Origin of the sequence: Cohnella boryungensis (genome assembly GCF_042651945.1) — a bacterium.
GTDB classification, from domain to species: domain Bacteria; phylum Bacillota; class Bacilli; order Paenibacillales; family Paenibacillaceae; genus Cohnella; species Cohnella boryungensis.
The window spans coordinates 101626-118960 of record NZ_JBHSED010000074.1; the positions used below are offsets into that span (position 1 = coordinate 101626).

Genomic DNA, 17335 nt, shown 5'->3' on the forward strand with positions numbered 1-17335 from the left:
GATGTTGCCAAGGTGTAAACTTTTCCGGGAGTCTGCGCCATTGATCTTTTGCCGGTTCGGCAGTAGAATAACTTGATTGCGCTTCTGAATCGAAAGGACAAACTTCGTGACACCTAAACAGACACCCTTGCCGCTGCCGACATTTATTCCGCTTCTCGTCGGAATGATCGCGATCTCCTTCGCGCCGATTCTGGTGCGGTATTCCGACGCTCCAACCTCTGTACAAGGCATGTACCGAATGCTGTTTACGGTATTGGTCATGCTGCCCTTCGGTACGCGCCAGCTGCGATCAATTCGCACCCTCTCGTCGAAAGATTGGCTGCTGCTCGTTCTGGCCGGCTTTTTTCTGGCGCTGCATTTCCTGCTATGGATGGAATCGCTTCGCTTCACGTCGATTGCCAGCTCGACTATTATTCTTTCATTGGAGCCCGTGTTTGTCATGATAGGGGCTTACTTCGTCTTCAAGGACAGGATCGGGAAGCTCCCGCTGATCGGTCTATTCGTGGCTCTGATCGGAGCCTTCATTGTCGGTTCGGGCGACGTCAGCCTATCCGCCGAAGCGTTCAAAGGCGATCTGCTGTCGCTTCTCGGTACGCTGGCCGTAGTCGTTAACGTGCTTCTTGCCAAAGCCATTCTTGCCCGCGTTCCTTCTTATCTCTACAGCTTGATCGTGTTTGCGGTCGCATTCGTTTGCTTCGCCGCCTACAATCTGTCCGTTGGCTACCCGATGACGTCCTACCCGGCGCAGGAATGGCTCATCTTCGTCCTGCTCGCCCTCGTCCCTACCGTGCTCGGGCATATGATCTTTAATTGGCTGCTGCAGTACGTGAAGCCGACGACAGTCTCCATCACCGTGCTGGCGGAGCCTGTCGGCGCGACTTTGCTGGGCATGCTGCTGTTTCGCGAGATGGTCGCGCTCCCGCAGCTAATCGGCGGAGTCTTCATTATCGCGGGACTTCTGCTTTATATGAGGGGAGAGTACCTGACCTCGGCTTCTGCCAAACGCGACTCCATAGCGGCGTGAACGGCTCTAGGATATCCATACCCTGGATACCCCTTGCCTGAATCAGCGGAGGAGTTGGCGGCACGGGGACTTTCTTCGTTGCTTTTGCGACGGCGGGCGGGAATTTGGCTTGATGGGGGCGCTCACCGCCGCATTCAGCGGCGATGAAATTCCTACCCCTTGATTTTTCTGCAAAATGGAGCTTGTTTTAAGCTCACAACCATTGCCTCGTTAATGACTTCGTTAAGTTCCTTGGCCGCTAATAAATATTTGGAAATCCTACCACCTATTAATCTGTTGTATCGCGCGATCGGATGAGGATTAATGAGATCTGTAGCTTTTCCTTCCTAATCGTATAAAACAACCGCTGCTCTCCTGAGGAGTGCAGGGGTTGTTTGGCCTCCCTGGCTTTTGTTATTGCAATCTCAGATAGTCAAAATCAACGAAGCCTCCCGTTGACTTCGTCGCATAATTAAACAGGGCAAATCGGTACCCCATAAAATGAGGCAAGGTATAAGACATCTGCAGCGTATTGCCTATAGCCGTCCAATTGTTTCCGTCAAGACTGTAGTAGAAGTAGGCTTTGTCCGTCCGATTGGTATAATCGCATAGGAGCTTGAAGTAGACTCTGTTCTGAGTCAACGGAATGCTTGCTGCCTCCGTCATCGTTCCCGATCCGGCGTTCACCATCACGATGAACTTGGATGTTCCGGACATTTTCACGCCGACAAATCCATATCTGGCTTGAAACGCGGCAAGACCGGCATAATCCCCGTCTTTCATTCCGCTCGTTTCCATTGCGGCTATTCCTGTAGATTGCGGTCCGAACGTTCGCTGGGTGAGCGTATTTCGGGCATCCAGAATACTTGTGCTCACTTTCCCCGTCGTCAATCGCATAAATCCGGGCCGCTGAGTAAGCGACCATTTCGTAGGGTCGGGATTATGATTCCACTGCCACACCTTTGCTAATGTCGCTCCCGTAGATGAGGTTTCTGTAAAGGAGACATCGTCCACGTAGAAGTTCATCAGGTCATTTGTCGGGTTCGGAGTTGAATTGTAAGGCGTCTCAATGAAAATAAAAGTTTGCGAAAGGTCGGCATTCGCCGGAAGCGTATACGTTCCCTGAATGGTGCCCCATTGGCCCTTGGTCAGCGTAGCCGACCCCATAATCGATATCCCCGTGTAACTCGGGCCGTTCTGAATAGCAAAATTAAATGGCTTGGTCGCAGGACCGTCGGTGTATTTCACCTTCGCGGAAAACTGATACACTCCCCCTGCCGCCACTTTACCGGTAATGACTTGCTTTACGCCGGCAGCGGTCTGCTGTCTGCCGCTCACATACAAGCCTTTGGAGCCGCTGACATATTCTGCAGAGGTTACGGCAATCGTTGCGCCATTATTGTTCGCCCAGGGGCTTAGAGCGGCATCTTCAAACCCGCCATTGACGATAAGCTGAGTCGAACTCAAAGAGGTGGAAAACTCGTCGGATGCATAGATCCTTTTAACCGGATACCCATCGACAGGTACATTCATGGTCAGGGGCGCTTTGCCGTTCACGCCGAACACCGGCCAATTATTCGACCAAGTCACCGGAACAAGATAAGGCATGCGTCCGATGGCTCCGCTGTCCTTAAAGAGCATGCCGTACCAGGAGCCGGAGGCGGTATCGACGATCCCTCCCTGCGCAATGCCCGAGTCGTTCAACGCCACTTGGCCGGTATAAGGTCCCGTCAAGCTGCTTGCGCGATAGGTCAGCTGCGTTCGACCGCCGCCGGATGGCCAGCAGATGAGGAAGATATAATACATTCCGTTGATTTTCTGAATGTGCGCTCCTTCCGCTTTAACGATGAAGCTGGACCCGGCAATATTGCTCGAATTCGGAATAATAACCTGATTAAGCCCCCCTGACTTGATCGATTTTGCATCTGCGGCAAGCTCAATAATACTAATATTATCGCTGCCATGAACCAGGAATACGCGCCCGTTGTCAAACAGAAGCGAGGCGTCATGATAATAGCCGCCCAGCACGGATACGGTCCATGGACCGGTTTCTATATCGCTCGTCTGATAGATATAGGTTTTTCCGGTAGAATTGGAGCCGAAGGCCACATAATAGGTGCCGTTATGGTATCGGAGACTGCTGGCCCACGAGCCCTTGCCGTATTCGTTCTGCCCGTTGTTAAGATTCTGCGCATCATTGTTGGCATACGTGTCGTAGACATAATTCACGATTTCCCAATTGACAAGATCGTAAGATTTCATGATGGGCACTCCGGGGTTCATATGCATGGTCGTGCTTGTCATATAAAATACATTGCCTACCCTGATCACATCATTGTCCGGTACGTCGGCATAAATAAACGGATTTGTAAAAGAAGCCGCGACGGCAGCCGAAGGATTTGAAACCAGACCTATCAGCAAAGGCACAATGGATACTAAAATCCCTATTCTCTTATACATCTGAAACTCGCCTCCAAGGATTAGTCCTTAGCTATATTCCACGTAATCTACAAATACGTCCCATGTCCCGTTATCCGTCGTAACAATCAGCTTGACCTCCTGGCCTCCCGTTGCATGGGTGACATTGTATAACGTCTGAACCGTCGGGGTAGTTCCGGTAAAGTAGAAGGAGCCTGCCGTCGTTCCTCCTATAAGCATGTCGACTCTCGCCGTGCCGGAATTATTCGAAGCGCCCCGGACAGAAATGTTATGGGTGGAATATGCAAAGTACTGATTGTAGGAGGCATAATCATTGTTGGCGTACAAGGCTACCCCGTTGAATGGGGAACTGATCGTACCGGCATACGTACCGCCCACGGTCATACTCTCAGCCTCCACCCGGGTTCCAGTCGTTCCGGTAGGATCGGAGGCAAACAGCCAGTAATCCAGGTTGAATAGATTGCTCGTCCCGGTTCCCGTAAATACCAGAAAAACTCTGTGAACGCCCGTAATGTTGTTTATCGCGGTTTCTAGCAGATTCCAATTCTGCGCGCCTCCGGTTGGATTGACATTAAGGGTTCCGGCAAGCGTCCCTGTCGGGCTGTCAAGCCGTATCTCAATTTTGCCGCCAACCGTTGAAGCTACATTGGCTCTAAACCTATTGGCTCCTCCGGAGCCGAAATCGGCGTTGCCGACGGCGATCCAGTCTCCATTGTGTATGTTTGTCACATTAAGATTATTGAAAGGCCCTCCCGAAGCTTGGCTTGCCTCCGTTGTAATGCCCGCATTCCACCCGATCGTTTCCGCCTCAACCCTGACGTACGGATTCAGATTGGCGAGCTGCGCTATACCGGCCATATTTCCTTGAACCTCTTGTATGGTTCCGTCAGAATTATAATAAAGCCTGTTGATATGCGGGGAACGATAGCCTTTGCCATCTCCCAATATCGCTTTGCTTACGGTTTGCGCATGATACACAACATACCATTGGTTGTTAAAATTAAACACGGCATGATGGTTGTTCCCGCCAACTCCGAAAAACGTGTACGGATTTTTCAGAAAATGCCCTTTATACGTAAAAGGCCCCATCGGACTGTCGCTCACCATGTAACCGATTTCTCCCGCCGGATAAGCAGCTGGATGAGTGCCGGAGAAATTGATGCAATAGGAATAATAATATTTGCCGTTATACTTATGAATGCCCGAATCCTCGAACAGATAAGGAGCGTCAATGGTGACCGCACTTCCGACAATACTGGTCATATCCGCGCCCAATCTTAGAACTCTGGCCGTTTTCGGATTGGCGATGGATGCCGGATCCGACGTATTGGGGATGCCTCCGCCAACATATAAATAACCCGAACCATCGTCATCTACTAATACGGCCGGGTCAAAGAGCCAGGTTACACCGGCTACTCCGGGGGTGCTTCCCGTCACCAATGCCTTTCCCAGTGGATCGGTCCACGGACCTATCGGCGTATTTGAAGTCAATACGCCAATCCCCGAGGCGCCATTGGCGAAGTAAAGGAAAAACTTATCCTGACCGTTTATCGTTTTTTTTGCGACTGCCGGCGCCCAGGAAAGGGATGCCCATTTTGCTATGCCGCTTCCGTTATTCGCATTGTTTAATCCTGCGACCGGAATCGATCCATGATCCGTCCAGTTCACCATATCCGCAGACGAGATAACGTTTATTTTGGTGAGCGCGCTAAAATCATTGTCTTTAACCGTGCCGTTGCTGTTATATACAAAAGCATCGCTTGACATATAGATATAGAATCTTCCGTTATAGACCAGCGCATAGGGATCTGCGCCAAATTTGTGATCCATAAGCGGATTTGAGTTTCCTGGCAGCTTGGCGGTTGCATTATTGGCAGCATACGCAGTCATCACGGGCAGACACCCCAGCATCAAGGCAAAAACCAATACAAACAATGATATTTTTTTAAACATAACCTCTAACCTCCGTTTATATTAATTTTGCGAAGCATTACGAGAATTGCAGGCATTCCTCCGTCCCGCAGCCTTCCTGAATGAAGCATCCGCTTCAAATCACCAAAGCTTTACCTGTCATCACAGTCCCCCTTCTTAATTCTTGTCTTCTGCCAAGCGGAGACGCTTGGATTTGCAGCCTTCGTGCAATCGCGAAGATCTACGTCAATTGAAAGCGATTGCATGCAATCGAACTACAAACCGATTGGGTTGATGGCCTCCCCCCCTATCCTGTTAAGGTTTGAATGGCAACCTGATCGTAACACAATGCTTCAGCGGGTTATTTGCATTTCCTTTTGGATTTTGTTTAAATATTTGTTTTGTTTCCGCAAAGTCCCCTTTAAACCGCAAAAGCCCAAAGAGGCGCGCAAAGGCACGCCCTTTGGGTCTTGTAAATTTAATGGCAGAGAGCCGGCGAGCTGAATCCTTACAGCTCGACCATTGCTTTGATAACCTTGGACTCCGGCTTCAGCCAGCCCTCGAACGACTCGATCATCGTCTCGAACGAGGATCGGTGAGTAATGTATTTGGCGATATCGAGATTGCCCCCTTGAACCGCCGAATAGACGTGATCGAAGTCCGCTTTGGTAGCGTTGCGGCTGCCCATGAGCGTCAGCTCCTTGCTATGGAACAGCGGGTCGTGGAACGTGATATCCGTCTTGACGAGCCCTACATACACAAGAGTTCCTCCGTGCGCAACGAATCCGAAGGCATCCGTCATCGACTTCGCGTTGCCCGTAGCGTCGAATACGACCGTCGGCAAATCCCCGCCCGTCAGCTCAGCCAGCTTGCTTGCTGCGTCCTGCAGCGCGTTCACGGCATGGTCGGCGCCCGCCCATTGCTTGCAGAAATCGAGTCTCTCCTCGTTCACATCCATCGCGATGACCTGCGCTCCGGCATGCTTCGCGAAGGCCATCACGCCCAAGCCGATCGGACCGCCGCCGATCACCAGCGCCGTCTCCCCCGGTTTCAGACCCGATCGCCTTACCGCATGTGCGCCGATGCTGAGCGGCTCCAATACGGCGGCCTGATCGAGCGTCAACCCGTTCGTGCGGATCAGATGCGTAATCGGCACCGCGATCCTCTCGCGCATGCCCCCGTCGATATGAACGCCAAGCACCTTCATAGAGGTGCAGCAGTTGGTTTTCCCGTTGCGGCAAGAGATGCACTGACCGCAGTGCATGTAAGGAATAATGCTGACTTGATCGCCCTCCGCCAAGCCCGCTTCATTCGCGCCGACTTGTTCGACCACTCCCGCAAGCTCATGCCCGAGCACGCGGGGATAGGTAAAGAAGGGCTGGTTGCCCTTAAACGCATGCAGGTCCGTACCGCATATGCCAATGCGCTTTATGCTTACGATGGCTTCGCCGTCGGCCAAGGTCGGTTCCGGCAGCTCGACTTTTTTCAACTGTCCGATTTCTTCGCACACGATGCCTAACATGAGAGTGTCCTCCTATACTGTAATGCCTTCGTTGTATTCCGGTATGCCGCTCTTCCATGTGACATTGTGAACCGGCTTGAGAATGTCCAGTACCTCCTGCAGAAGCTCCGTGTCCATCTTCTCCTCGGTCCAGGCCGCATTGTTGCGAATGTTATCCGGATTAGCCGTACTTACCAGCGTCGTGGGAATACGTTCGTTCGACGTGGAGAACTGGACGGCCAGCTTGGCGATATCCACGCCCCGGTCTGCACAGTGCTGCGCGGCTCGCAGGCAGGCGGCTTTCAGCTCAGCGCTGGCCGGGTGCCAGTCCGGCGTGCCTCGCAGGCTGAGCAGCCCCATCGAGAGCGGAGACGCATTAACCAAGCCGACTCCTTGCTTCTCCAGCAAGGGCAGCAAGCCGAGCAGCGCCGTATCGTTAAGCGAGTAGTGACAATAAGAAATGATAACGTCGGCGTCGAGCTGCGGAAGCAGCTTCTCGAACATCGCCAACGGCAGCCCGCAGATTCCGTAATATCGAATCTTCCCGGCCTCCTTCAATCGCTGCAGCGTCGGGATGGCTTCCTCCAGAATGATCTCCGGCTGCACGAATTCGATGTCGTGAAGGAAGAGCAGATCGGCATAGTCGGTATTCAGGCGGGAGAAGCTCTCTTCCAGACTGGCGGTAATCCGTTCGCGGCTGTAATCGAACCGATCGACCCCATAGCGCCCCGCCTTGGTCGACAACAGAAACTTGTCCCGGGGCAATTCCTTGATCGCTTTGCCGAGCACGGCTTCGGCCTTCGTCATTCCGTAATACGGCGAAACGTCGATATAATTGATCCCGCTGTCCAACGCGGCATGCACGGCGCGAATCGCTTCGGATTCATTCGTCTCCCTGAACACGGAGCCAAGCGAGGAAGCGCCGAAGCTAAGAACGGATACGTCGAGGTCCGTTCTGCCCAGCTTGCGTGTCTGCATTACAGAATCACCCCGTCCTTAAAGATCGCAATCTCGCGAAAGCCGTTTTTCTCGTTGTTCGTCTGTGCCGTGCCGGAGGCAATATCGAGCATCTGGTTCCAGAGCTCTTCCGTCAGCTGCGGCATCGATTTGCCCTGAAGCAGTTCTCCGGCATCGCGATCGATCCAGTTCTTCTTCCGTTGGGCAAGCTCGCTGTTCGTCGATATTTTAACCGTCGGAACGGGCCCTCCGAATGGCGTGCCCCTGCCTGTCGTGAAAAAGACGATATGCGCGCCTCCCGCCGACAATGCCGTCACCGAAACCAGATCGTTGCCGGGCGCCTCCAGCAGATTCAGCCCGTGCTTGCTGACGCGATCTCCGTAAGGAACGACGTCGGTTACGGTCGAATGCCCGCCCTTCTGCGTGCAGCCGAGAGACTTTTCCTCCAGCGTCGTGATTCCCCCGGCCTTGTTGCCCGGCGAAGGGTTCTCGTAGATTTCTTGGTTGTGCCGAATAAAATATTGCTTGAAATCGTTCACCAGCGATACGATTCGGCCGAATACGTCTTCATCCTGCGCGCGGTTCATCAGAATCGTCTCCGCGCCGAACATTTCGGGAACCTCGGTCAGAATCGCCGTTCCGCCCGCCTCGATCAACCGATCCGATACCGCGCCGACTAGCGGATTGGCCGTAATGCCGGACAATCCGTCCGAGCCGCCGCACTTGAGGCCGAGCTTCAGCTTGGATACGGACACCGTCTCCCGCTTGAACGTCTCCGCATGGGCGACCAGCTCCTCGATCAGCGCCAAGCCCTCCTCCAGCTCGTCTTCCGCCTCCTGCGCCTTGAGAAACCGGATCGCGTTCGGATCATGCGGCCCGATGGCTTTCTTGAACGAATCGATCTGATTGTTCTCGCAGCCGAGACCGACGACGAGCACGCCTGCGGCGTTCGGATGATTGACGAGCGAGGCCAGCAGCTTCTGCGTATGCACCAGGTCGTCGCCAAGCTGCGAGCAGCCGAATGGATGCGCGAAATGAAATACGCCGTCCACTCTCCCCGCGTAGCGGGCGTTAGCGCGACTGGCCATCGTCTCGCATGTTTTGTTGATGCAGCCGACCGTATTGATAATCCAGATCTCATTGCGGATGCCGACCTCGCCGTTCCCGCGTACATAGCCTTGAAACGTGTCGCGCCAAGCTCCCGGCGTCGCCTGCGCTTCTTCTTGCGCAGGCTCGTAGCGATAATCCAGCAGACCTCTTAAGCCTGTCCCCAGATTGTGCGTATGCACCCATACGCCCGGCTCCAGATTCGTCTTCGCCTTGCCGATGGAATAGCCGAATTTCAGCACATCTTCTCCGGCGGCAACCGACCGGGTCGCCAGCTTGTGCCCCTTCGGCACATCCTCGGTCACTTGCAGCTGCGAACCGTCTTCGAGCGCAATCGTTTCTCCCGCCGTATAATCCCTCAATGCAATCACGACCTGGTCGCGATCGGAGATGCGTATCCAGTCACTCATCGTTGTGCCTCCTTCGTGCTCAAGCTTTCGATAATCGCGGCTAATCTCGCGGATAGATCAGGCCATTCGGACAAGTCCCGTCCCCAGACGGCCTCCAGCTTCAACAGCCGGGACAGGGTCTGTTCCAGCGCCTCTTCGCCAAGCTCCGCTTCTCCCCACGCTTGCGCCATTGCCGCAAGCGAATCGGCATCGTCGCGAACGGTATACCGGCGGCCGTCGAACGTAACGCCGTGGTATCCTTCGCCGTCGGATTTGACGCGATAATAGCGGAGCAGACCCGCGAAGCCAAGCAGAACCCCGTCCGGTATCCGCTTCGCCCCAGCAGCGTAATGCTCCAGCGTAGGCAGCAGACGCGTCTTGAACTTGCTGAGGCTGTTCATGGCAATATCCGCCAGCTTATGCCGAACGAAGGGGTTCAAATACCTCTCGAATACGGTATCCGCGTAAGCGTTCATTTCCTCTTGCGCGTACGGGAGCGAAGGGATGATTTCCTCCCTCGCCGTAGTTCTCACCCGTTCTCCCAGCTCCGATTCCATGAACTCGCGAACGTGCTCGATCCCGCTAAGTATGCCAAGCGGCGCCATCCACGTGTGCGCTCCGTTCAGCAGTCGCACCTTCCTCTGCTGGTAAGGCGCCAAGTCTTTCGTCCACAGCACGTTAAGCCCGGCCGAAGCCAGCGGAAGCTCATGGTCCAGCTCCGGTTCGCCCTCGATTGCCCAGAGGTAATAAGGCTCGGCTACGCACAGCAGCTCATCCCGGTAGCCCCATTCCGCGAACCAGGCCTCCGCCTGCGCCTCGTCGGGATAGCCTGTAACGATTCGATCCACAAGCGTGTTCAGGAAGCGATTGTGAAGCTTAACCCACCCCCGGAAGCCTTCCGGGAGCTTCCAGTCCTCCGCGTGGCGAAGCACCGCCTCCCGCAGCTTGTCTCCGTTGCGCTCCAGCAGCTCGCAAGGGAAGAAAAGCAGACCCCGTTCGGCGGCTCCGTCGAATGCCAAATAGCGCCGATAGAGCAAGTACGCGATCTTGCCCGGGAAGGAGGCGATCGGCTTTCCTTCCGTCAGCGCCTCTTCCCGATAAGCGATGCCTGCCTCCGTCGTATTGGACACGACGATTCGCAGCTCCGGGCTGACCGCCAGCCCGATCATCCGATCCCATTCGGTGTACGGATCGAAAGCCTCCGAGAACACGGAAACGATGTCTCGGCGCTCCACCCGCTCACCCTTCTCGATTCCGCGCACGACAAGCGTATACAAGCGGTCTTGGCCGTTCAGCGCATCGATCTTGGGCTTGCCTGCCGGACGCGGCTGCGTCACCGCTATGCTTCCGGTAAACTTCCCCTGCTTGCGGCTTTCATGAACCATCCAATCGAAGAAGCCTCTCAGAAAGTTGCCTTCGCCGATTTGCAATACCCGTACCGGTTCGGCTTGCGCCGTTGCAAGTCCGGCTTTATTGTCGGCGCTCCAATGAGCGCGATTCAGCTTATTCATAATTTATAGAACTCCTTTGCGTTAAGTCCGTACAGCCCGGCGCGTTCGGTTTCTCCCCAATCCGGCGGCAAGCTGCGCTCAAGCACCTCGATCACCTGGTCGTAGCTGGCTGCCAGCAGGCAGACCGGCCAATCGCTGCCGAACATTAGCCGCTTGGGCCCGAACAGCGCGATCATGTGACGGATGTATTCGACGAACTGCTCGTGCCGCCAGTTCCCGTGATCCGCTTCCGTCACCATGCCGGACAGCTTGCAGTAGATGCCCTCATGCTTTGCGATCTCGGTCATGCTCGTCAGCCAGGGCTCCATCCGTCCTTCCGCGATCGGGGGCTTGGCCAGATGATCAATGACCCCCCGCAGGTTGGGAACCTGATCAAGCAGCCTCGCAAGCGGTTCCAATTGATGGGACAGCACCAGCAGATCCACCGGAACGCCTGCATCCGCATAGCCGCGAAGCGCCTCTACGTAGCCCGGTTCCAAAATTCGCTCCGCATCGGGCATCTCCTGGATCATCGTTCGAAAGCCGACGAATTTCCTATGCCCCGAAAAACGCTCGAAGTGGTCTCGATGCGCGGGATCGTGCAAATCCAGCCAGCCGACAACTCCGACGATAGACTCCTCCTTATCGGCCAGCGAGAGAATATATTCCGTCTCGGCCAAGGTCGGAGCCGCCTGCACGACAATCGTGCCGTCTATCCGGTGCTTATCGAGATGCGGCTTAAGCTGCTCAGGCAGCAGATCGCGGTATAGAACCGGAAGCTCCGGGGTGATCCAGCCGTAATCGCCCCGGTCGATTCGCCAATAATGCTGGTGGGCATCGATTCTCATATGAAGACTCTCCCTTAATTAAGCGCTCATCAATATTGTATCAGCTGTTTCTCTCCATGAAAGGGCCTCAGCTTGCACAAACATACTCTATTTTGATATTTTTAAAGGAGAAGCGAGACTTGGAGGTCATCTTCATGAAGCCCGTCCGTAAGCCCTTTCATAATGAGAGCCTATTCCCCTTCGAGCTGGACTACAAAGACACCAAAAGCCCGGAGCGGGAGCTGCCGGACCATCTGCACGATCGCTATGAGCTTGTCTATGTCTACGAAGGGCGCGGTACGTTCTTCATCGATCAGAGGCTGTATGATATGAACGGGGGCGATCTCTTCCTGATTCCGGGCAACTCCGTGCATCGGGCCTTTCCCGATGCGCTATCTCCCGTCACGTCTACCGCCGTCTTTTTCGCTCCGAGCCTCGTCGCGCACGGCGCCTTCGACGAGCCGTATCATAGCCTGCGCTGCTTCGAGCTCGCTCGCAAGAGCAAGCGTTACAAGCTTGAGCTGGACGAACGGCTTCAAGACGTGACGATATCCGCATTGGAGAACATCCGCGATGAGCTTGACCGAGGCGGCCTCGGCTATCGCCACGCCATTGTTCTTCATCTGCAGCAATGGCTGCTCCGCGTCAACCGCCAGATCGAATCGGAGCGCGCCAGCGACCAAGCCGAGACGGGCCTGGGCCCGCAATGGATGAAGGATATTCTGCGCTACATCGCGGCCCATCCGGGCAACGATCTGGGACTGGCGGCGCTGGCGAGGCAGTCCTCCGTTACGGGTGCGCACTTCTCCCGCGTATTCAAGCAGCTGACAGGCATGAACGTAACGGACTACGTGAATGCCAAACGCATCTCGCTCGCCAAGGAACGGCTCCTGGAAAGCGACGACAGCGTCAGCTTGATCGCCGAGCGCTGCGGCTTTGAGAGCCTCCCCCATTTTCACCGCATTTTCAAGAAAATAACGGGTCAAACCCCGGGCGCTTACAAGCGCGGGCAGCGCTAGACCGCCAATCGGCCGCCCTTCGCCGGCTCAGCCCAGGCCTTGAATCAGAGACAGCACGAGACCGATCAGAAAGCCGCATAACGCGCCGTTCACCCGAATCCACTGCAGATCGCCGCCGACCTTCTCTTCCAGCATCGCGACAAGCTCCTTGTCGTTCATCTTGTCGAGATTGTCCTTGATCAGCAGGCCGATCCGATAGTGATTGGCCTCTACGGTATCGGCCGCGAAATCGAGGATTTTCTTCTCCGTGCGCTCGACCCATTCCGGCTCGGCTTGCAGCTTGCGGACAACGAAGCGCAGCGCTTGAACGACCTTCCGTCCGCCGTTTTCGATCTCGCGCTCGATGGCGCTCAGCAGCGATGCTCGCAATGCCTCAAGCTGCTCCCGAACAAAGTCCGTGCCGTCCGGTTGCTCCGCTTTCCCGATGACCCAGGCCTTGCCGCGGGCAAGCAGCGCCTCGTCCTCCGCCGCACGGGTCAATTGCGCCCGAATTTCTCCAAGCAGCTTCTCGCGATTCGCATTGCCCGGATCAAGCAGGTCGCGTATATTCGACAGCAGCAATTGCTGGATCATCGGGCCCAGCTTATCCTCGCTCATGAAGCCGGCGAACGCCTGAACCGCGAAGCCCATGAAGCCTCCGACGCGGGCCTCCGATATTTTCTGCAGCGCCATCGCGCCCAGCATATGGCCCGTTTCGGGCTTGGCGATCCACTCGGCTCCTTGCCGCAAAGCATAATCAAAGGCCTGCTCGTCCATCCGTTCTCGGACAACGGTCCGAACCGCCTTCTCGGCCAGCGGGCCAGCGTCGACGCGACGAATCGCTTCCACAACGATCCTCTGAAGGTGCGGCGCCAAATCCGCCAACGGCAGCTTCTCCGTCATCGCATGCAGGAACCTAAGCAAGCCCGTTCGATTGGCGCGTTTGGCCGCCATTCTTGTCAATGCGGCTCCCGCAGCCTTCATCGGCTGAAACTGCTTCAGCTTGGTCACGATGCTGTCCCGGTTCAGCAGCTCGTTCTCTAACGCGGAGATGAGCGAGCGGGATATTTTATCGCGATTTTTCAGCAGTAAGGAGGTGTGCGGAATCGGAATGCCTAACGGATGGCGAAACAGCGCCGTTACGGCGAACCAGTCCGCAAAGCCTCCTACCAGACCGGCCTCAAAGCCGCCCTGAAGCAAGTTTACAATCGGATGCTCCGGCAGAAATAAAGTAATGACGAAACCGGCTCCCATTCCGATCAACGATAACCCGGCAATATATTTCGTTCTCATAGCTCATGACCTCGTTGGATGAATTAGACATTCTTCTAGTATAACCGAAACAAACCGTCTGTCTAAACGTATAAAACTTAAGGAGCTGATGATGATGCTGATCGTATTCTACATATTGTTCGTGGCGATGGCCGTATTAAATATCTTTTACCCGAAATTCGGCTGGCAACTCCGCTACGGTTGGATGATGAAGGGCGAATCCGAGCCTAGCGACGCCTACATTCTGATGAGCCGAATAAGCAGCGTCATCATTCTTATCGTATTCCTGTTCGTCGTACTTCCTCTGATCGGAAGCTAGATGGAACACAGTCGGAGATCCAAATTATGAAAAGCCGCGCTCGTGAGCGCGGCTTTCGTGTCGATCGGACTTGGATTACAAAGGTTGCTTCGCCTCGTCGGGCGCCTTGGTCCGCTTGACGAATAAGGACAGCACCAGCGCGACAATCGCGAAAATCATACCGATCCTAAAGGAATCGTGAACGCCCGCATTCAACGCCAGCGCCGGGTCCAGAGCCGTTGCTTCGCCGGTCTTGTTAGTGAAATAGCGAGTCATACCTGAAGACATGATGCTGATGAAGAATGCGACGCCGATCGCTCCGGATACTTGCTGCAGCGTATTCAGAATCGCCGTTCCGTGCGGATAATAAGCGCGCGGAAGCTGATTCAGCCCGTTTGTCTGCGCCGGCATCATGATCATCGAGATCGCCACCATCATAATGCAATGGTACAGAATCAGCGTGCCCTTGCTCGTATCAAGATCAATCTGCGTAAACAGCCACATGACCACAACGAGAATCGCCGATCCCGGTACGACGAGCACGCGAGGGCCGAACTTGTCGAACAGCTTGCCGGTTACCGGAGACAGGAATCCGTTCAGAATGCCGCCGGGCAGCAGAACCAGTCCCGAGGCGAAAGCGGTCATCATAAGACCTTGCTGCAAGAAAATCGGCAGCAGCATCAATGTGGAAAACAGCGACATCATCACGATGATAAGCAGCACGGTGCTAAGCGAAAACATCGGAGACAGAAAGGCTCTGAGATTCAGCATCGGATTTTTGGATACAATTTGCTGCCAGATGAACAGCAGCAGCGAGATCCCCCCGACGATAAGCGTGACATAGACCTTCGGCTCGGACCAGCCGCCTTCACCTTCGCCGGCGCTGCTGAAGCCGAATACAACGCCTCCGAAGCCGATCGTGGACAAGAGGATCGCCAGGAAGTTGACTTTTGGCTTGGTTACTTCGGACACATTCTTCAGGAATACCGCTGCGATGACAACCGAGAGAATTGCAAAAGGCAGCACCAGATAGAAGAGCCAGCGCCAATCGAGCGATTCCAGAATAAGACCGGACAGAGTCGGTCCGATCGCGGGCGCGAACATGATGACAAGCCCGATGCTTCCCATCGCCGCTCCGCGTTTCTCCGGCGGATACAGGATCAGGATCGTATTCATCATGACCGGAAGCATAAGCCCCGTACCGAAAGCCTGAATGATCCGACCGGCCAACAGCGTGTAAAACTCCGGCGCCACCGCGCAGACGAGCGTGCCCGCCGAGAACAGGATCATCGCTCCCAGGAACATCTGGCGGGTCGTGAACCACTGCACGAGCAGTGCGGATACCGGGATGAGAATCCCGACGACAAGCATGTAGCTCGTCGACAGCCATTGCACGGTCGTGTAGGCCACGTTGAGATCGATGGTCAAGTCCACGAAAGCGATATTGAGCAACGTTTCATTAAGGATGGAGAAGAATGCCCCGATGACAAGCGTAATCAGGATGGGCAATCTCTTGACATTCTCCAGTTCCTTGGGCTGCAGGTTCGCAGCATTACCAGCGGCGTTCAATGTTGTTTCCTCCAAATCTGATTGTGTATGGATGCTTTCAGCTTATCCAATATAACATTCGGCTTCCTCATCTTCAATCCGCCCCCGGACGGATGACCTATCGTTCCGTCAATCTGTCGTTTCGTCTGTCTTGACATCGGAGCAACAAATTGAATATACTGACAGCATGTCAATAATAAGGAGGCTGATGAAGATGTCCTATGTTAACAAACGCGTTCCTCTCGTCGTTAGTTGCGCTAGAACATTGTTTACGGTCTCTACGGATGGAATTGCAGATTAAGCCTCGCCGGAAGGAAGCGTATATTCGCTTGCTTACAGCAGGCCTGTTGCCTACCGCCGGAGACCTATAGGGTCCCGGCGGTTTTTTTGCGTGCGCTATTGCGCCTCTTCCTGCCGCTGGCGATCCTGCGGTTTTTTTTGCTGTTCCCATCTCATTAATAAGGAGTTCTCCCATGAATCCAAACCTATATCCCTTGTTAACCAAATATGGCTGGAATGAATATTGGCAAGAGTTGTCTCCACCTTCCCTCTCGAAGTCAATCCGGCTCTCCCCGGCCAGAGTGATCGCGCAATTCTCTCACTCGTACACTGTGATGACTGAGGAAGGTCCCCACACCGCAAGCGTCGCCGGAAAGTTCGAATTTCTGGCGAGCAAACGCAGCGACTATCCCGCCGTAGGCGACTGGGTGTGGACAGAGGCGCTTCCGAACGAAGCCCGTTCCGTCATCCATGCGGTCCTTCCCCGTCGTACGGCCATGATTCGCAAAGCTGCCGGCAGCGCTGTGGAGGAGCAAGTGGTCGGAGCGAATCTGGACTATCTGTTCATCGTCAACGCGCTTAATCAGGACTTCAATCTGCGCAAGATCGAGCGCTACCTGATTCTGGGCTGGGAGAGCGGCGCGCAGCCGGTCGTTCTGCTGACGAAATCCGATCTGTGCCCGCAGCCGGAAGCGTTCGCCGAACAGGTGCGCGAGCTCTCTCCCGGCGTGCCGGTGCATGTCGTAAGCGCTCTGACGGAGCAGGGCAAGGAAAGCCTGAATCCTTATCTCGGTCAAGGAATCACGATCGGAATTACGGGCTCGTCCGGCGTCGGCAAGTCTACGCTGCTCAACTGGCTGGCAGGCGAGCCGCTGCAGCACACGCAAGACATCCGGGAAGACGACGCCCGAGGGCGTCATACCACGACGCACCGCGAGCTGTTCCTGCTGGGCAACGGCGCGCTGGTCATGGATACCCCCGGCATGCGAGAGCTTCAGCTCTGGGAAGCCCATGACGGATGGCAGCAAGCCTTCGCCGACATTGAACAGTTGGCGGCCGAATGCCGATTCCGCGACTGCCGCCATGAGCACGAGGCCGGCTGCGCGGTTCACGCGGCCCTCGCCGAAGGCACGATAGACCCCAAACGGCTTGCCAACTATCACAAAACCGCGAAGGAGCTGGCCTATCAGGCACGGAAGGAGCGTTCCGCTGCGGGCAAACGGGACAAAAATAAAAGGCCGAAATCCCCTGGCAAGGCGGATTGGCGGCCCGATCGATCTTGGGATCATGCGCAGGATTGAGTGAGCTTCGCTCAT

Annotated in this window: 13 protein-coding genes; 4 read left to right on the forward strand and 9 right to left on the reverse strand. The window is 55.1% G+C overall.

Annotated features, from left to right (window positions below; translation table 11 throughout):
* Window positions 1-106 precede the first annotated feature (106 nt).
* On the forward strand, window positions 107-1024 hold the full coding sequence (locus ACFO1S_RS27825) for a DMT family transporter (protein WP_378127986.1): 918 nt from the start codon (window positions 107-109) through the stop codon (window positions 1022-1024).
* A 393-nt stretch (window positions 1025-1417) separates the two neighbouring features.
* Here ACFO1S_RS27825 and ACFO1S_RS27830 read toward each other — a convergent pair whose 3' ends face one another.
* The 7 genes from ACFO1S_RS27830 to ACFO1S_RS27860 all read right to left on the reverse strand — a co-directional run bounded on the left by ACFO1S_RS27830 (window position 1418) and on the right by ACFO1S_RS27860 (window position 11645).
* Window positions 1418-3463 carry a beta-xylosidase family glycoside hydrolase gene (locus ACFO1S_RS27830; RefSeq protein ID WP_204603008.1) on the reverse strand — a complete coding sequence of 682 codons (2046 nt, stop codon included), beginning with the start codon at window positions 3461-3463 and terminating at the stop codon, window positions 1418-1420.
* Between the two features lie 27 nt (window positions 3464-3490).
* On the reverse strand, window positions 3491-5395 hold the full coding sequence (locus ACFO1S_RS27835) for a carbohydrate-binding protein (RefSeq protein WP_204603009.1): 1905 nt from the start codon (window positions 5393-5395) through the stop codon (window positions 3491-3493).
* A gap of 466 nt (window positions 5396-5861) precedes the next feature.
* Window positions 5862-6875 (reverse strand): zinc-binding alcohol dehydrogenase family protein, encoded by a 1014-nt coding sequence (locus ACFO1S_RS27840; RefSeq protein ID WP_204603010.1) that lies wholly within the window; start codon window positions 6873-6875, stop codon window positions 5862-5864.
* A gap of 12 nt (window positions 6876-6887) precedes the next feature.
* A complete protein-coding gene (locus ACFO1S_RS27845; RefSeq protein WP_204603011.1) occupies window positions 6888-7832 on the reverse strand; it encodes an aldo/keto reductase in 945 nt (314 codons plus the stop codon).
* Entirely contained in the window at window positions 7832-9328 is a 1497-nt protein-coding gene (locus tag ACFO1S_RS27850; protein WP_204603012.1) for a UxaA family hydrolase, read from the reverse strand. Before ACFO1S_RS27850 ends, ACFO1S_RS27845 begins: the two co-directional genes overlap by 1 nt.
* On the reverse strand, window positions 9325-10818 hold the full coding sequence (locus tag ACFO1S_RS27855) for a tagaturonate reductase (RefSeq protein ID WP_204603013.1): 1494 nt from the start codon (window positions 10816-10818) through the stop codon (window positions 9325-9327). The genes ACFO1S_RS27850 and ACFO1S_RS27855 overlap by 4 nt, the downstream gene beginning before the upstream one ends.
* Complete coding sequence (locus ACFO1S_RS27860; protein ID WP_204603014.1) at window positions 10815-11645, reverse strand: amidohydrolase family protein; 831 nt, start codon at window positions 11643-11645, stop codon at window positions 10815-10817. Before ACFO1S_RS27860 ends, ACFO1S_RS27855 begins: the two co-directional genes overlap by 4 nt.
* Window positions 11646-11779: 134 nt before the next feature.
* Between ACFO1S_RS27860 and ACFO1S_RS27865 the strand changes: the two genes are divergently transcribed.
* Window positions 11780-12643: an AraC family transcriptional regulator gene (locus tag ACFO1S_RS27865; RefSeq protein ID WP_204603015.1), complete on the forward strand. Its 864-nt coding sequence runs from the start codon at window positions 11780-11782 to the stop codon at window positions 12641-12643.
* Window positions 12644-12670: 27 nt separating this feature from the next.
* On the opposite strand, the gene ACFO1S_RS27870 is transcribed toward ACFO1S_RS27865, so the two are convergent.
* A complete protein-coding gene (locus tag ACFO1S_RS27870) occupies window positions 12671-13915 on the reverse strand; it encodes a DUF445 domain-containing protein (protein WP_204603016.1) in 1245 nt (414 codons plus the stop codon).
* Between the two features lie 88 nt (window positions 13916-14003).
* Here ACFO1S_RS27870 and ACFO1S_RS27875 point away from each other — a divergent pair, with 88 nt between their 5' ends.
* Window positions 14004-14213, forward strand: a complete 210-nt coding sequence (locus ACFO1S_RS27875) for a DUF6199 family natural product biosynthesis protein (protein ID WP_378127990.1) — start codon at window positions 14004-14006, stop codon at window positions 14211-14213.
* Between the two features lie 75 nt (window positions 14214-14288).
* Here the strand turns inward: ACFO1S_RS27875 and ACFO1S_RS27880 are convergent, their stop codons facing one another.
* On the reverse strand, window positions 14289-15761 hold the full coding sequence (locus tag ACFO1S_RS27880) for an MDR family MFS transporter (RefSeq protein ID WP_204603017.1): 1473 nt from the start codon (window positions 15759-15761) through the stop codon (window positions 14289-14291).
* A 452-nt stretch (window positions 15762-16213) separates the two neighbouring features.
* Here ACFO1S_RS27880 and rsgA point away from each other — a divergent pair, with 452 nt between their 5' ends.
* A complete protein-coding gene (gene rsgA / locus ACFO1S_RS27885; RefSeq protein ID WP_204603018.1) occupies window positions 16214-17320 on the forward strand; it encodes a ribosome small subunit-dependent GTPase A in 1107 nt (368 codons plus the stop codon).
* The last annotated feature ends 15 nt before the right edge of the window (window positions 17321-17335 follow it).

Excerpts from the sequence above, each read along its gene's own strand:
- ACFO1S_RS27830 (WP_204603008.1), bottom strand. The coding sequence starts at position 3,463 with ATGTATAAGAGAATAGGGATTTTAGTATCCATTGTGCCTTTGCTGATA.
- ACFO1S_RS27835 (WP_204603009.1), bottom strand. The coding sequence starts at position 5,395 with ATGTTTAAAAAAATATCATTGTTTGTATTGGTTTTTGCCTTGATGCTG.
- ACFO1S_RS27840 (WP_204603010.1), bottom strand. The coding sequence starts at position 6,875 with ATGTTAGGCATCGTGTGCGAAGAAATCGGACAGTTGAAAAAAGTCGAG.
- ACFO1S_RS27845 (WP_204603011.1), bottom strand. The coding sequence starts at position 7,832 with ATGCAGACACGCAAGCTGGGCAGAACGGACCTCGACGTATCCGTTCTT.
- ACFO1S_RS27850 (WP_204603012.1), bottom strand. The coding sequence starts at position 9,328 with ATGAGTGACTGGATACGCATCTCCGATCGCGACCAGGTCGTGATTGCA.
- ACFO1S_RS27855 (WP_204603013.1), bottom strand. The coding sequence starts at position 10,818 with ATGAATAAGCTGAATCGCGCTCATTGGAGCGCCGACAATAAAGCCGGA.
- ACFO1S_RS27860 (WP_204603014.1), bottom strand. The coding sequence starts at position 11,645 with ATGAGAATCGATGCCCACCAGCATTATTGGCGAATCGACCGGGGCGAT.
- ACFO1S_RS27865 (WP_204603015.1), top strand. The coding sequence starts at position 11,780 with ATGAAGCCCGTCCGTAAGCCCTTTCATAATGAGAGCCTATTCCCCTTC.
- ACFO1S_RS27870 (WP_204603016.1), bottom strand. The coding sequence starts at position 13,915 with ATGAGAACGAAATATATTGCCGGGTTATCGTTGATCGGAATGGGAGCC.
- ACFO1S_RS27875 (WP_378127990.1), top strand. The coding sequence starts at position 14,004 with ATGATGATGCTGATCGTATTCTACATATTGTTCGTGGCGATGGCCGTA.
- rsgA (WP_204603018.1), top strand. The coding sequence starts at position 16,214 with ATGAATCCAAACCTATATCCCTTGTTAACCAAATATGGCTGGAATGAA.